Source organism: Arthrobacter sp. NPDC056691, assembly GCF_042791415.1.
Taxonomy (GTDB): Bacteria; Actinomycetota; Actinomycetes; order Actinomycetales; family Micrococcaceae; genus Arthrobacter.
In genome coordinates, this window is the sequence record NZ_JBHTXX010000019.1 from 57,270 (window position 1) to 71,464 (window position 14,195).

The 14,195-nt window shown below is 68.2% G+C and carries 9 protein-coding genes; 5 read left to right on the forward strand and 4 right to left on the reverse strand.

Annotated elements, in window-relative coordinates:
* Positions 1-125: 125 nt before the first annotated feature.
* Together ACFRAU_RS15615 and ACFRAU_RS15620 are read right to left on the reverse strand one after the other, a co-directional pair.
* On the reverse strand, positions 126-1,283 hold the full coding sequence (locus ACFRAU_RS15615) for a ubiquitin-like domain-containing protein (RefSeq protein WP_378000604.1): 1,158 nt from the start codon (positions 1,281-1,283) through the stop codon (positions 126-128).
* A 294-nt stretch (positions 1,284-1,577) separates the two neighbouring features.
* A complete protein-coding gene (locus ACFRAU_RS15620) occupies positions 1,578-2,465 on the reverse strand; it encodes a TatD family hydrolase (RefSeq protein WP_378000605.1) in 888 nt (295 codons plus the stop codon).
* A gap of 235 nt (positions 2,466-2,700) precedes the next feature.
* On the opposite strand from ACFRAU_RS15620, the gene ACFRAU_RS15625 reads away from it, so the two are divergent.
* From ACFRAU_RS15625 to ACFRAU_RS15640, 4 genes are all read left to right on the forward strand, one after another.
* Positions 2,701-3,810, forward strand: coding sequence for an AAA family ATPase (locus tag ACFRAU_RS15625; RefSeq protein ID WP_378000606.1), 1,110 nt, complete (start codon positions 2,701-2,703; stop codon positions 3,808-3,810).
* Between the two features lie 14 nt (positions 3,811-3,824).
* A complete protein-coding gene (locus ACFRAU_RS15630) occupies positions 3,825-5,249 on the forward strand; it encodes a DUF58 domain-containing protein (RefSeq protein WP_378000607.1) in 1,425 nt (474 codons plus the stop codon).
* Positions 5,246-7,786 carry a transglutaminaseTgpA domain-containing protein gene (locus ACFRAU_RS15635; protein ID WP_378000608.1) on the forward strand — a complete coding sequence of 847 codons (2,541 nt, stop codon included), beginning with the start codon at positions 5,246-5,248 and terminating at the stop codon, positions 7,784-7,786. The genes ACFRAU_RS15630 and ACFRAU_RS15635 overlap by 4 nt, the downstream gene beginning before the upstream one ends.
* Positions 7,787-8,062: 276 nt before the next feature.
* Entirely contained in the window at positions 8,063-9,472 is a 1,410-nt protein-coding gene (locus ACFRAU_RS15640) for an MFS transporter (protein WP_377995272.1), read from the forward strand.
* A gap of 112 nt (positions 9,473-9,584) precedes the next feature.
* On the opposite strand, the gene ACFRAU_RS15645 is transcribed toward ACFRAU_RS15640, so the two are convergent.
* Positions 9,585-11,084, reverse strand: a complete 1,500-nt coding sequence (locus ACFRAU_RS15645; protein ID WP_378000609.1) for an NAD-dependent succinate-semialdehyde dehydrogenase — start codon at positions 11,082-11,084, stop codon at positions 9,585-9,587.
* Positions 11,085-11,399: 315 nt separating this feature from the next.
* Positions 11,400-12,392, reverse strand: a complete 993-nt coding sequence (gene rsmI / locus ACFRAU_RS15650) for a 16S rRNA (cytidine(1402)-2'-O)-methyltransferase (RefSeq protein WP_378000610.1) — start codon at positions 12,390-12,392, stop codon at positions 11,400-11,402.
* A gap of 80 nt (positions 12,393-12,472) precedes the next feature.
* On the opposite strand from rsmI, the gene ACFRAU_RS15655 reads away from it, so the two are divergent.
* Entirely contained in the window at positions 12,473-14,179 is a 1,707-nt protein-coding gene (locus ACFRAU_RS15655; RefSeq protein WP_377995275.1) for a dolichyl-phosphate-mannose--protein mannosyltransferase, read from the forward strand.
* Positions 14,180-14,195 lie beyond the last annotated feature (16 nt).

Genomic DNA, 14,195 nt, shown 5'->3' on the forward strand with positions numbered 1-14,195 from the left:
TTCGCCGGGGACGGCGAAGGCCGGGCCCGTTAGTTCCGGGCCCGGCCTTGGCGGCCGCCGCGGCTGTGGTCAGCTGCCGCGGCGGCGAGGGGTTTCCTGCGCCGGCGACTGCCGGCGCCGGTGGTTTAGCTGCTGGCAGCCCAGCCGCAGCCCCACGGCTGCAGGCCGCGCTCCGCGTAGATGCGGTTGGCAATGTCGATCTGCTGCGCCTTGGATGCCTGGCTGGCGTTCGGGGCGTAGGCGCCGCCGCCGGCGCCAATCCAGGTCTGGACATCGAACTGGAGGCCGCCGTAGTAGCCGTTGCCACTGTTGATGGACCAGTTGCCGCCGGATTCACACTGGGCGATCTTGTCCCACATGCCCGCGTTCATCATGGCCGGGGCTGCCGCCCCAGTGTTACCGCTTTCGGCGGCTGCTGCGGGCTTGGGCTCTTCCTTGGTGCCGACCGTGATCTTCTCGGTTACCGGCTCGCGGGTGGTGGTCTTGGAGACGAGCGTCCGGGATGCCTCACGGCCATCGACCAGGACCAGCTTGTAGGTAAGGGTCGTCTCGCCGGGAACGCCCTCCTGGGTGACTTTCTCTTCACCCTTGGGAAGGGTGGCGCTGTCCGTGGAGAGGGACTGGAACGCGACCTCTTCGGTGACGGTGGCGGTCTTGCCGGCCACCCGGGACACCTTGATCACCATGTTGTTGACCACGGGGGCGTGTGCCGGCTGCGACGTCCGGTCTGCGGCGGCGAGCCTGATCCCGGCGTCCTTGAGGACCTCGCCAACGTCGGCTGCTGTGGTGGTGGTTTTCTTGGCCTTGCCATCGGCAATGATGCTGACGGTTTTCGGCGTCGAGATGGCCACGAACGAACCGTCCACGGCCAGCTGCGCGTTCTTCGGCACGGAGAGCTCCGACGAACTGGCGACGCCGAGCTGGGTCACGAGCCCGGCCACGTCCTGCGCCGTGGTGCTCACGGTCTTCTCTGCACCGTCCAGGCTGACCTTCACGGCCTTCGCCATGTTCACGTTGATGACGGAGCCATTCTCAACCCTGGCGTCCAGCGTCGGAGAGACGCGGTCGGCCGGGTGCAGTTCAACATTTGCACTCTTCACCACCTGTTCGACGGTGCCGCCGAAGGTCTGGACGGAGCTGACTTTCCCGTCGACGTTCAGGGTGACTGTCTTGTTGCTGCCCACAAAGGCAACGAGCCCCAGCACGAGGGCCGAGAGCACCACCAGCTGCGTGCCGACCTTGATGAAACTGAACTTGCCGTCTGACGTGAAGAAGTTGACCACGATTGCCCGTAACTTTTGAGCCATCCGGGCACGGGGAAAAACGCACAGGGGAACCCGCGGCGGACACCGAAATGGTGGCTCCGGACAAGCCGGAGCAGGCCGCAGGCATGTGCGTCGCCACACTCACATGGCAGGACATCCGAGGGCGCCCTGCCTGTCACGAAAGTGAGTTACATCATCCGGAGGCCTTCCCCGACCCCGGCTAATAGTTTTTCACTGTAACCGAAGCGTTATAAAGCATCCAAAATATTTGCCTACCAGGTATGCATTTCCCGGCATGCGGCGTGCTCGGTCCTAGTCCCAGGATCCGTACGCCCGCACGGTATTTGTGCTCACTTGGCCGCACAGCTCGGACAGGTCTGTTTCTGTCAATTCCGCAATCGCCCGCACGGTGTACGGCACCATGTAACTGGCGTTGGGGCGGCCCCGGTGCGGATGCGGGGTGAGGAACGGCGAGTCGGTTTCAACCAGCACCAGCTCCGGATCGGCCACGGCGAGCGCCTCCCTGAGGTTCGTGGCGTTCTTGAAGGTCAGCGTCCCCGCGAAGGACATGAACCATCCTTCGCGGTTGCAGATCCGGGCTAGCTCCGCGTCCCCGGAAAAGCAGTGGAAAACCACCCGTTCCGGGGTGCCCTCCTCGCGCAGGACCTGGACCACGGCGTCGTGGGCGTCACGGTCGTGGATCTGCAAGGTCCGGTCCAGCCGCTTGGCGATGTCGATGTGCCGGCGGAACGAGTAGCGCTGATGGGCCAGCCCCTCCCCTTCCGTGCGGAAGAAATCCAGGCCGGTTTCGCCAATGGCGCGCACGCGGGGGTGGGCGGCCAGCTCCTCGATCTCCGCCAGGGCGTCCTCCAGCTCACCGCGGGCCGCGTAGTCCGGTGCGTCATTCGGGTGGAGGGCCACTGCCCCCAAAAGCCGCGGATCCACGTCGACGGCGCGCACGGTAAACCTGGAGGATTCGAGGTCGCAGCCCACCTGCACGGCGCCGCAGACACCTACGGCTTCAGCTGCATCGAGGGCAGCCGCGATGTCCACCCGGACGCCGTCAGTCGGGAAGTCCAGGTGCGTGTGGTTATCCATCACGGGAACGGGCAACGGTTCGGGGGCCGGCGGGAAACCGCGCTTGCCGGAGCCGTCACTGCCGGGCGCCCGGTAGGGCCTGGGAGTCAGGGAATGCCGCATTCCTCCAGCCTAGCGGCCGCCCGGCCGCGTCTTCTCCACTGCCCGGGCCGCATCCCATCCCCCCGGCATGACCCGGAGACTACGCTCGGCATTGCCCGGAGATTTACGGGGAACTCTCTGTTAGCCACGGCAGTTGTGTTAGTACGCTGGATACGGACGGATGTGAGCGCCCAACGAGGGCAACGGCAGACCTCCGCCGCTTCGTTCCGCTTCATTCTGGGCTGAAAGGTTGCCGATGGAACCGCACCGACGCATCACGATCGACGAAGCACTTCCCGGCGGACAGGGCTTCACTGGAAGTGCTGCGCGCAACGTCAACCCCCTCAACGGACACAAAACGGTTCCTCTGGAAGCCCCGGCTTTCCGGGCCGCCAGCGAACGCATCCTCAGTGCCATCAACACCGTCATCGACGGCAAGGCCGAGGCCGCGAAACTGGCGCTGACGGTCCTCCTCGCCCAGGGCCACCTGCTCCTGGAGGATGTCCCCGGGGTGGGCAAGACGCTGCTGGCCAAAACACTGGCACGCACCATCGACTGTTCCGTCAGCCGGATCCAGTTCACACCCGACCTCCTCCCGTCGGATGTCACCGGCGTCTCCATTTATAACCAGTCCTCGCGCCAGTTCGAGTTCCGTCCGGGTGCCGTGTTCGCGAACATCGTGATTGGCGACGAGATCAACCGGGCTTCGGCCAAGACGCAGTCCGCCCTGCTCGAATGCATGGAGGAGCACCAGGTCACGGTGGACGGACACTCCTACAAGCTTGGCGAACCGTTCATGGTGGTGGCCACCCAGAACCCCATCGAAATGGAGGGGACATATCCGCTCCCGGAGGCCCAGCGGGACCGCTTCATGGCGCGAATTTCCATGGGATATCCGGACAAGGACTCCGAGATCGAAATGCTCGAAACCCACCAGGCCGAGTCCCCCCTAGCCCGGGTCAAGGCGGTCGTCACGGCGACGGATGTCGCCGCCATGATCGCCACCGTCCAGCAGGTGTTCGTCTCCGAAGCCGTGAAGGAGTACACCGTGGCCGTCGGCCGGGCCACCCGTGACAGCGCCATGCTGCGCCTCGGGGCAAGCCCGCGTTCCCTGCTGCAGCTGCTCCGGGCCGCGAAGGCAACGGCGGCGCTCGACGGCCGTGACTTCGTGCTGCCCGATGACGTCGTGGCCGTTGCCGAGGCGGTGCTCGCGCACCGGATCATCCTGGACCGCAAAGCCGCCAGCACGGGCGAGACCCCGCAGGGCGTGATCCGCGGCGTCCTTGCCCGGATCCCCGTCAGCCGGGAGATGACGGACACGGCAAAGACCGGACGGACTTCACCCGGACTCCGCCCTAGCCGCTAGTCAGGACCGCCGCCGTGGCACTGCTGGACAGCCTCCCCCGACATCTCTTCAGCTCCCGGGGCTGGGGGCTCCTGGCGGCCGGCGCCGTCTCGCTGCTCTGCGCCCAGGTCATGGGCCGCCGCGACCTCCTGGCCCTCGGCGTCCTGCTGGTTGTCCTGCCGCTCGTGTCACTGGCCGGCATCAGGGTGGTCAAGCCGCGGTTCCGGGTGTACCGGGAGTTCAGCCCTTCCACGGTCGAGACAGACTCGATCACCACGGTGCGGCTCGCCGTCGCCCGGACCGGGCTGGGCACAGGCCGGGTCATCATGGAGGAGCGGCTGCCGCCCCGGTTCGGCGAATCCCCCGCGTTCCGCTTTCCCGCCAGGTCCGCGTCGGGCGGCACCAGCCGCTACGAGTACCACCTGCGCTCGGGAAAGCGCGGACAGTTCACCATCGGCCCCGTCACCGCCGAGTTCACGGATCCGTTCGGGCTGTCACTGCACCGCCACTCGATCGACGACGGCGACACCCTCACCGTGACGCCGGCCGCCGTCGAACTTCCGTCCACCGGCCTGGCCGGCGCGCGCGGCAACGACGGCATCACCACCACCCGAACCAGGGCCAACCCCAGCGACGACGACGTCATGACGCGCGAGTACCGGCACGGCGATCCGATGCGCCGGGTGCACTGGCCGGCCACGGCCCGGCACGGCTCGCTCATGGTCCGGCAGGAGGAATCGGTCACCACACCCGAGGCCACGGTCATCCTGGACCACCGGTTCGTGGCCCATTCCTCGGGCTACGGCTCGGTGTTCGGCAGCCCGGGCGAGGACGGAAGCGACCTCGTCACCAGCGACACCTTCGAGTGGGCTGTCACGGCGGCGATGTCCGTGGGCGCCCACCTCGCCGAACTCAATTACTCGTTGCGGTTCCTGGACGCGGCGGGTGAGCCTGCCTTCCACCGCTCGTCCTCGGCCCCGGAGCCCGACAACGAGGAGTACAGCGGCGCGGCCGGCCTCCAGTCCATCGCCGAAAGCCTTGCCGCGATCCAGTTGACCGGCCCGCATCACGCGCGCAGGGAGCACGATACTGGACGCCGCGACCATGCGGGGGGCGCCGATCCGGCCCAGTCCGTCTATGACGACCGCCTCATGGACAAACTCGCGGCCCACCGGATGCGCGGCCCGGTCCTGGCGCTGCTGGGGAAGATTTCACTCGCGGAGGCGCGTGCCCTGGCACCGGCGGCCGGCTACGCCGCCAACGCGTTTGCCGTGGTGATCACGGACAAACCCGCGGACTGCCATGACGTGCTTGAGGCACTGCGGCTGGGCGGCTGGCGCGCTGTTGCCGTCGAGGCGTCCACCTCGCTGCCGGCCGCTTGGATGTACTTCGACGAGGGCGATGCCGCCATGTGGACGGCTGCGGCGGACGTACGGCGCGGTGCGGAGGTAGGGCGATGACACTGACATCACAGCGGCCGTCGGGGGCCGACGCCCAGCGGCAGACCGCTCCGGCGTCCCCGGGGAGCGGACGGTTCGGGGCGGGCGTCTTTCCGTGGGTCATGTCCGGCGCAGTGGCGTTGTCCGTCCTGGGCGCGTCGCTGTCCCTCAACGGCGTCCTTCGGGGCTGGGCGTGGTTCCTGCCTGTGGTGACCATGGTGGTGGTGGTCTCGCTGACCATGGCCCTGCTCCGCACGTTCCGTGCCCCGCCCTTGCTGGTGGCCGCGGGGGGCCTGGTGTCCCTGGCCCTCATCCTGACGTTCACGTTCTTCCGACGCGACAGCATTGCGGGTTTCCTCCCCTCCCAAGCCACCCTCGACGCGCTGGGCAGGCATCTTCGCCGGGCCAGCGAAACGGTGCTGGCCGAGAGCTCGCCGGTGGCGCCCAACGCCGGTATCGTCCTGGTGGCGTGCGCCGCGCTGGGACTCGTCCTCATCCTCGTGGATGCGCTGGCCCTTCCGCTGGGTATGCCCGCCACGAGCGGGCTCGGCCTGCTGGCGGTGCTGGTTGTGCCGGCCATGATCAAGCCCCAGAGCGTCGGATGGCTGGGATTCGTGGTGACGGCGGCCGGCTACCTGATGATCCTCGCGGGCAGCCAATGGTTCGTACCTGATGCGAGGACGCAGGCTGACACGGCCCGCAACCCGGGGCAGGTCAGGCGCGCTGCCCTCACCGGAGCCGTGACGCTGACGGTCACGCTGCTGCTGCAGCTTGTGGTTCCCGGCTTCGACCAGGGCACGTTTCCGCAGGGCTCCCGGCTGAACCCCTGGGGAACGGCCACAGGACTTAACCCGATGATCAGCCTCGGTAACAGCCTGCGGACCCCGACGGGCGAGGGCAGGATCACGTACGCCACCAACTCCACCACGCCGCTCTACCTCCGCTCGGTCACGGTGGACCGCTTCGACGGCGAGTCCTGGTCCCCGGACGACCGCAATGCCGGCCGCCGGGCAGGCACCGGACGGATGGATGTGGGCCACGAGATCCTGGCACCCGAACAGACCCGGCAGGTGACGGTGGTCAACACCGGGGACTTCACCAGCCCCTACCTCCCCGTCCCCTACGCCCCGGAATCCGTCAACGGCCTGACCGGGCGCTGGAGCTGGGACCCTGCGACCCTGAGCATCAAGGGCACCGACACCAACTCCCGGGACCAGCAGTACCTGGTGCAGTCCTCGGTGCCGAAGCTGACCACGGAGTTGCTGGACGCGTCCTCCGCCCCTGTCCGGGGAATCCCCGATGAGTTCATCCGGCCGCCGTCGAACGTTCCGGACATCGTCCGGACCACCGCCGAGTCCGTCACGGCCAACAGCCGGACAGCCTACGCCAAGGCGATGGCGATCCAGAGGTTCCTGCGCGGGCCGGGCTTCACCTATTCCCTGGAGTCGCCGGTCCAGGGCGGCTATGACGGGAACGGGCTATCAGTCCTGGCGGATTTCCTGACCCAGAAGAGCGGCTATTGCATCCACTTCGCGTCCGCCATGGCGGTGATGGCCCGGCTTGAAGGCATCCCCAGCAGGATCGCCGTCGGCTACGCGCCGGGCAGGCTGACCGGTGCCACGGTGTCTGTCGCCGGCCAGGGAGCGCTCCCGGAGTTCGAAGTTGACGCCCGCGATGCCCATGCCTGGCCCGAGCTGTACTTCCAGGGCCTCGGCTGGGTTCCGTTCGAACCCACGCCCTCGCGTGGCGTGGTCCCGCCCTACGCCCAGGACTCCTCAACGTCCGGAGGCGCCAGCACCAACGACCAGAACAACGACGGTCTGGTGCCGAGCAACGGTGCCACGGCACCGTCGGCGCAGGCACCGGCCCCGCTCCCACTGCCGGGGAGCGGAACGGCCGACGCCGGGAACCAGCTGGCGCCCGCACTTTACAGCACCGCCGGGGTTCTGCTGCTGGTCCTCCTGGCCGCCTCACCCCGCCTGGTGCGCGGAGGCATCAGGGCAAGGCGCCTCAGGGGAACGGGCACCGGCAGGAACCGGCTGGCGGAGCCGCCGCTCGTCTGGTCCGAACTCCAGGATTTGGCTACGGACTACGGAGTGCGTCCTGAGCCGAGCGAGACTCCGCGGACGTTCTCTGCCCGGCTGCGCGGCTCCGCGGCAGTGCGACAGCGGGCCGGGTCAGAACCCGGCAGCGGAGCAGGCACCGGCGGCGGAGAGGGGCCCGACGCCGGGACCGCCGAGGCCGTGGCGGTCCTGACGGATGCCTACGAGCGGCATCAGTACGGCCGGCCCGCCGGCCAGGACGCCACGCGCCGCGGCCTGCCGGAGGAAACCGCCGTCGAACTCATTGGCCGGGTGCGGCAGGCGCTGCGCCGCAATGCCGGCATGGTCAGCCGGCTTCGCGCCGACTGGCTGCCGCCGTCGGTCCTCTTCCGCTGGGGAGCCGTGGCTGGATGGCCTGTCCGCGTCCTGGGCCGGGCGGCGCTGCGGGTGGGGCACGCCGCGTCGGTGCTGTGGCGCAGAACCCGCAGCGGCCTCCGGCGTCTACGGGAAGGCTAGCCGCCGGCAGGAACGCCGGCACGGCCCGGGCCGCCCGGCTGCCGCCACGCCGCCATCCTGCCGACATTCCCAACGTTTGACATGTGACCGCCGCCACCTTATCTTTGAGAAACGGGAAAGCGCATTCCAGATGACATCCAAAGCCTGGGAAACCAGAAAAGTCGTCCGCGGACCTGCCGCAGCCTTGGCGGCGCGGAGCGCAACCTCCCACCTGATCCGACACCCAGCGACGGGGCGAATCCGGCGGGGCAGACGATTTGTCCAAAGGAGGACGATATGAAGAGCGACACACGCAAGCTGCGGACTACGACTGAATCGATTCACGCTGGCACGCACCGGACGAGCAGCACCAGGAAAGCTGCCGCCAGCGGCTGGGTGGGCAGCGCCCTTGAGTACTACGACTGGTTCATCTACGCCCAGGCCGCAGCCCTGGTCTTTCCGACGGTGTTCTTCCCGGGCGGAAACCCGACCGTCGCGCTGATCGCGTCACTCGGCACCTATGCGGTGGGATATGTCGCCCGCCCGATCGGGGCATTCGTCCTTGGCCAGTGGGGTGACAAGCACGGCCGGAAGAACGTCCTGGTCCTGGCCATGCTGCTGATGGGCGTCTCGACCTTCGCCGTGGCCCTGCTGCCCACCTATGGTCAAGTCGGCATACTGGCCCCGGCCCTGCTGCTGGTGCTTCGCCTCGTCCAGGGTTTCGCCGTGGCAGGGGAACTGAGCGGAGCCAGCGCCATGATTGTGGAGCACGCACCGTTCGGCCGCCGCGGCTTCTATGCAAGCTTCGCACTTCAGGGCACCCAGGCCGGGCAGATCATCGCCGCCGCCGTCTTCCTCCCGCTCTCGGCTGTGCTGTCCGCGGACGACTTCCACGCATGGGGCTGGCGTGTCCCGTTCCTCCTCAGCGCCCTGGTGGTGTTCGCCGGCTACATGATCCGCCGCCGGGTTGAGGAAACGCCCGTCTTTGTGGAGGAGAAGGCGCACAAGGACGTTCCCAGGATGCCGGTGGTCCAGGTGCTGCGCGAAAGCGGGCTGAACGTAGTGCGGGCGGTCTGCATGACGCTGGTCAACGTTGTGGGCGTCACCGTCGCAGTGTTCGGCGCAGCCTACGCCACGCAGCCGGGGTACGGCATCGGCATGAGCACCACGGTCTACCTCTGGATTCCGGTGCTGGCCAACGTCATCGCACTCGCCCTCATCCCCTGGTTCGGCGACCTCTCGGACCGGTTCGGCCGGCGGCCGCTGATGATCGTCGGTTCGCTGGGCTCCGGTGCGCTGGCCTACGGGTACCTCTACGCGGTCAGCCAGAACAACGTGCCGCTGACCATCGTCCTCGCGATCCTCATGTGGGGCACGCTGTACCAGGTCTGGAACGCCACGTTCGCCAGCTTCTTCCAGGAGCTCTTTCCCTCCCGCACGCGGGTCACCGGGTTTGCCATCTCCCAGAACATCGGGCTCCTGATCACGTCCTTCCTGCCGAGCCTCTTTGCGGTGGTCGCTCCCCCGGGCTCGGCAAATGTTCCGCTCACCGTCGGGTCCATCTGCTTCGGCATCACCGTCATCGGGGCCATAGCGGCCTGGTCTGCCAGGGAAACGCACCGGATTCCGCTCCAGCAGCTGGGATCACCGGACGCCACGCCCGTCTCCCGCGAGGAGTACGCAAGCGTCCGGGCCGCAGCCCGCTAAACGCTGCTCCACCGGCCTGACTCAGGCAAGGCTGGCCGCATCCGCGCAAAAGAACGCACCTGCAGCAGGTTTCCTGCCGCAGGTGCGTTCCTTGTTTGTCCGGAAAATATCCTTAGCCGGCGTAGGGGTCGGCGATGCCGATGTACTGCGTGTAGAGGTATTCCTCGATGCCCTCCAGGCCGCCTTCACGGCCCAGGCCGGACTGCTTGACGCCGCCGAAGGGTGCCGCGGCGTTGGAGACGACGCCGGCGTTCAGGCCGAGCATGCCGGTCTCGAGCCGCTCGCCCATCCGGATGCCGCGGTTCAGGTCCTTCGTGAAGACGTAGGCCACGAGGCCGTATTCGGTGTTGTTGGCCAGGCGGACGGCCTCGTCCTCGGAGGAGAAGGTGATGATGGGGGCGACGGGGCCGAAGATCTCCTCGGACAGGATCCGGGTTCCCTCGGTGACCCCCTTGAGGATGGTGGGCTGGTAGAAGTACCCGGGTCCCTCGACGGGGGCGCCGCCCACCACTGCCGTGGCGCCGGAGGCAACGGCATCGGTGACCAGCTCGTGCACCTTGTCCCGGCTCTTCGCGTCGATCAACGGGCCGACCTTGGACTCGGGCTCGGTGCCGCGGGCGGTGGTCATCTCCTTCATCTTCGCGGCGAACTTCTCCGCGAATTCGTCGGCGACGGAATCGTGCACGATGAAGCGGTTCGCGGCGGTGCAGGCCTCACCCATGTTCCGCAGCTTGGCCAGCATGGCCCCGGCAACGGCCGCATCGACGTCGGCGTCCTCAAACACCACGAACGGGGCGTTGCCGCCCAGTTCCATCGAGGTCCGCAGGACCGTCTCGGAGGCGTCGGACAGCAGGCGGCGGCCCACCTCGGTGGAACCGGTGAAGGAGAGCTTCCGCAGCCGGGAATCCTTGACCAGCGGGCCGGTGGTGGCGCCTGCGCTGGTGGTGCTGATGACGTTCAGGACACCGGCCGGCAGGCCCGCTTCCTGCATCACGGCTGCGAACAGGTGGGAGGTCAGGGGCGTCAGGTTCGCGGGCTTGAGGACCATGGTGCAGCCGGCCGCGACCGCGGGGGCGATCTTGCGGGTGGCCATGGCCAGCGGGAAGTTCCACGGCGTGATCAGCAGGCACGGACCCACCGGCTTCTTGGTCACCAGCAGGCGGGACTTGCCGTCCGGGGAGACCGAGTACCGGCCGAAGGCGCGGACGGCTTCCTCAGAGAACCAGCGCAGGAACTCGGCGCCGTAGGTGACCTCGCCGCGGGCTTCGGCCAGCGGCTTGCCCATTTCCAGGGTCATCAGCAACGCGAAGTCCTCGGCGCGCTCGGTGACGAGTTCAAAAGCCCGGCGCAGGATCTCGCCACGCTCGCGCGGCGGCACCTTGGCCCATGACTCCTGGGCAGCGGCGGCCGCGTCCAGGGCAGCGGCGCCGTCCTCGGCTGACGCGTCGGCGATGCTCAGCAGTGTCTTCCCGGTGGCGGGATCCTCGACGTCGAACGTCTTGCCCGACGCCGCAGGACGCCACTCGCCGTTGATGAGCAGGCCGGTGGGGACAGACGCGAGCAATTCGCTTTCGCGTTCTGCGGTAGCAGTGGACTGTGTGGTAACAGACACGGTGACTCCCTCGTCAGCAATCGGATTGCCGGTTATGTGCAGCTCCTGCACACGGCGTGCCGCCGCCTGCCGCCCGCTGCTTGCTTGGCTGGATTAAAGCCACGGTACTGCCGGGATCTCGGCAGTGTCTACGCATCGGCGCACTGCCCGTCCGGCCATTTGTTGTGCAGCTGCACAGCAGCTCCGGCGGCATCGCGGGGCGGCTGGGAGCGTCTCTCCTGGTCCGCGCTGCGGGCGCGTCAGGGCCGCCGGCTCAGGGTAAGTCAGGGCCGCCGGGGCGGGGTCAGCAGGGCAAGACCTACCAGAGTGCGGATGTCACCGGGCGGCGAGCACGGCGGAGTACAGTTCCCGCTTGCTCACGCGGGTTTCTTCGGCGACGGCCGCCACGGCTTCCTTGAGCCGGACGCCCTTGGCCACTAGTTCGTTGACGGCGGCCACGCCGTCCTCCGGCGAGCCGGGTGCACGCTCCGGCGCGCCTGCCACCACCACCGCGATCTCGCCGCGCACTTCGTTGGCCTCCGCCCACTGCAGCATGTCGCGCAGCGATCCGCGGAGGACTTCCTCGTAGGTCTTGGTGAGCTCGCGGCACACCGCCGCGCGCCGGTCCGGGCCGAAGCGCTCGTGGAGCGCCCGCAGCATGGCCTCCAGCCGGTGCGGTGCCTCGAAGAAGACCATGGTGCGGCGTTCGGCGTCAAGATCCCCCAGGCGCGAAGCGCGTTCACCGGCCTTCCGCGGGAGGAACCCTTCGAAACAGAACCTGTCGGTAGGCAGGCCGGAGAGGGCCAGGGCGGTGAGGACGGCGGAGGGGCCGGGGACGGCCGTGACCTTGAGGCCGGCGGCCACTGCGCCTTCGACCAGCCGGAAGCCGGGGTCGGAGACTGCGGGCATGCCGGCGTCGGTGACCATGACGAGGGTTTTTCCGGAGCGGACCTGTTCCAGGAGTTCCGCGGTCTTGGTGGCCTCGTTGTGCTCGTGGTAGCTGATGATCCGCCCGCTCACGGCGACGTTGAGGCTCTGCACCAGGCGGTGCAGGCGACGGGTGTCCTCGGCCGCCACGATGTCCGCCGTTGCCAGCAGCTCCACGAGCCGGGCCGAAGCGTCGCCCACGTTGCCGATGGGTGTTGCCGCCAGGACAATCCGCCCAGGACCCCCGCTGCCGAGGTCCTGCTCGCCTCTGCCCGCGGCGCCGGCCGGTACTGCGCTGCCGGCCGATTCTGCGGCGCCGGCTGGTTCTGCGCTGCTGGAAGGGTCGGAACTGCCGGGAAGGTCGGAAGTGCTGTCAGGGGCGCTGCTCGCATCATGGTCCACGGATCCAGCCTACTGCCGCCGGGTCCCATCCAAGCCGCACTCCAAGCCGCACGACAAGCCGCAAACGGTAGCATGGGCTCGTGACACAGACCTCCGTGCGGCCTGACGGGGCCGAACCAGCAAGCACCCCGGCTTCCGCACCCGCCGCGGAAGGCCGTGGCCCGCACGGGAAGCGCTGGATCAGCCGTCCCTCGGAGGCCTTCACGGCAGACGCCCTCACCCGGCGCCTGATCGGCGGCATCCGCACCTGGCGGGACTACCCGCCGTCGCTCCGGCTCTGGTTCTGGCTGGTTCCGGCGCTGACTGCCGTCGTGGGCGGGATCCTGAGGTTTGTCCGGCTGGATGTCCCCCGCAGCCTCGTGTTCGACGAGACCTACTACGTCAAGGACGGTTACTCGCTGCTGGTGAGCGGGTACGAGCGGAGCTGGCCGGACAAGGCCAACGACGCGTTCGTGGCCGGCAACCCCAACGTGCTGCTGAACACCCCCGAATACGTGGTGCACCCGCCCGTGGGCAAATGGATGATCGCAGCCGGCATGTGGCTCTTCGGGGCAGACAACCCCTTCGGGTGGCGGTTCGCCGCCGCACTGACCGGAACCCTGTCCGTCGCCCTCCTCGCACTGATAGCCCAGAAACTTTTCGGCTCCCTGGTTCTCGGAGCGGCGGCCGGCCTGCTGCTCGCCGTCGACGGCCACCACCTTGTCATGTCGCGCACGTCCCTGCTGGACATCTTCCTGATGTTCTGGATCCTGGCCGCGTTTGGCGCGCTGTTACTGGACCGCGACGACGGCCGGCGCCGGCTCGCGGCCAGGCTCGGCGGGCAGGCGGCCGCCTCCCCCACCGGCAGGCCATCGGCGCTCCAACTGCTGTCCGGCCCATGGCTGGGCGTCCGCTGGTGGCGGGTTGTGGCAGGCATCTGCCTGGGCCTGGCCGTCGGCACCAAGTGGTCAGCGCTGTTTTTCCTGGCCGGGTTCGGGCTCCTGACTGTGTTCTGGGACCTGAGCTCCCGCCGGACCGCCGGCATCCGGGGCTGGATCAGCGCAGGAATCATCAAGGACGGGCTCCTGGCCTTCCTCAGCATCGTTCCTGTGGCCGCCGTGACGTACGCCGCCACCTGGACCGGATGGTTCCGGTCCACGGATGCCTACTACCGGAGGTGGGCTGAGACAAACCCCAGCGCGGAATGGGGCTGGTTGCCGGACTCCGTGCGGTCCCTGGCGCACTACCATCTTGAGGCCTACAAGTTCCACCAGGGGCTCAGCTCGGAACACCCGTACGAGGCCAGCGCCTGGAGCTGGCTCGTGATGGGCAGACCCACCTCGTTCTTCTACGAGTCCCCCAAGCAGGGCACCCCGGGCTGCGATTTCGCCCACTGCACCACGGCCATCCTTTCGGTCGGCAACCCGCTGATCTGGTGGAGCGCTGCCATCTCGCTCGTGGTCCTGCTGTTCTGGTGGGCGGGCAGGCGCGACTGGCGCGCCGGGGCGGTCCTGGCCGCCGTCGGCTCCGGGTACCTGCCGTGGTTCATGTACCCGGAGCGCACCATGTTCTTCTTCTACGCGGTGTCGTTCGAGCCCTTCCTGGTCCTGGCGCTCGTGTACTGCCTGGGCCTGGTGCTGGGGAAAACCACCGACCCGCCGTGGCGCCGGCGCTCCGGGCTGTACGGGGTGGCCCTGTTCCTCGTTGCCGCGGTCCTGATCTCGGCCTTCTTCTACCCCGTCTGGACCGCCGAAATGATCACCTACCAGGACTGGCGCCTCAGAATGTGGATGCCTTCCTGGATCTGAGGCACGATTGCAGGTG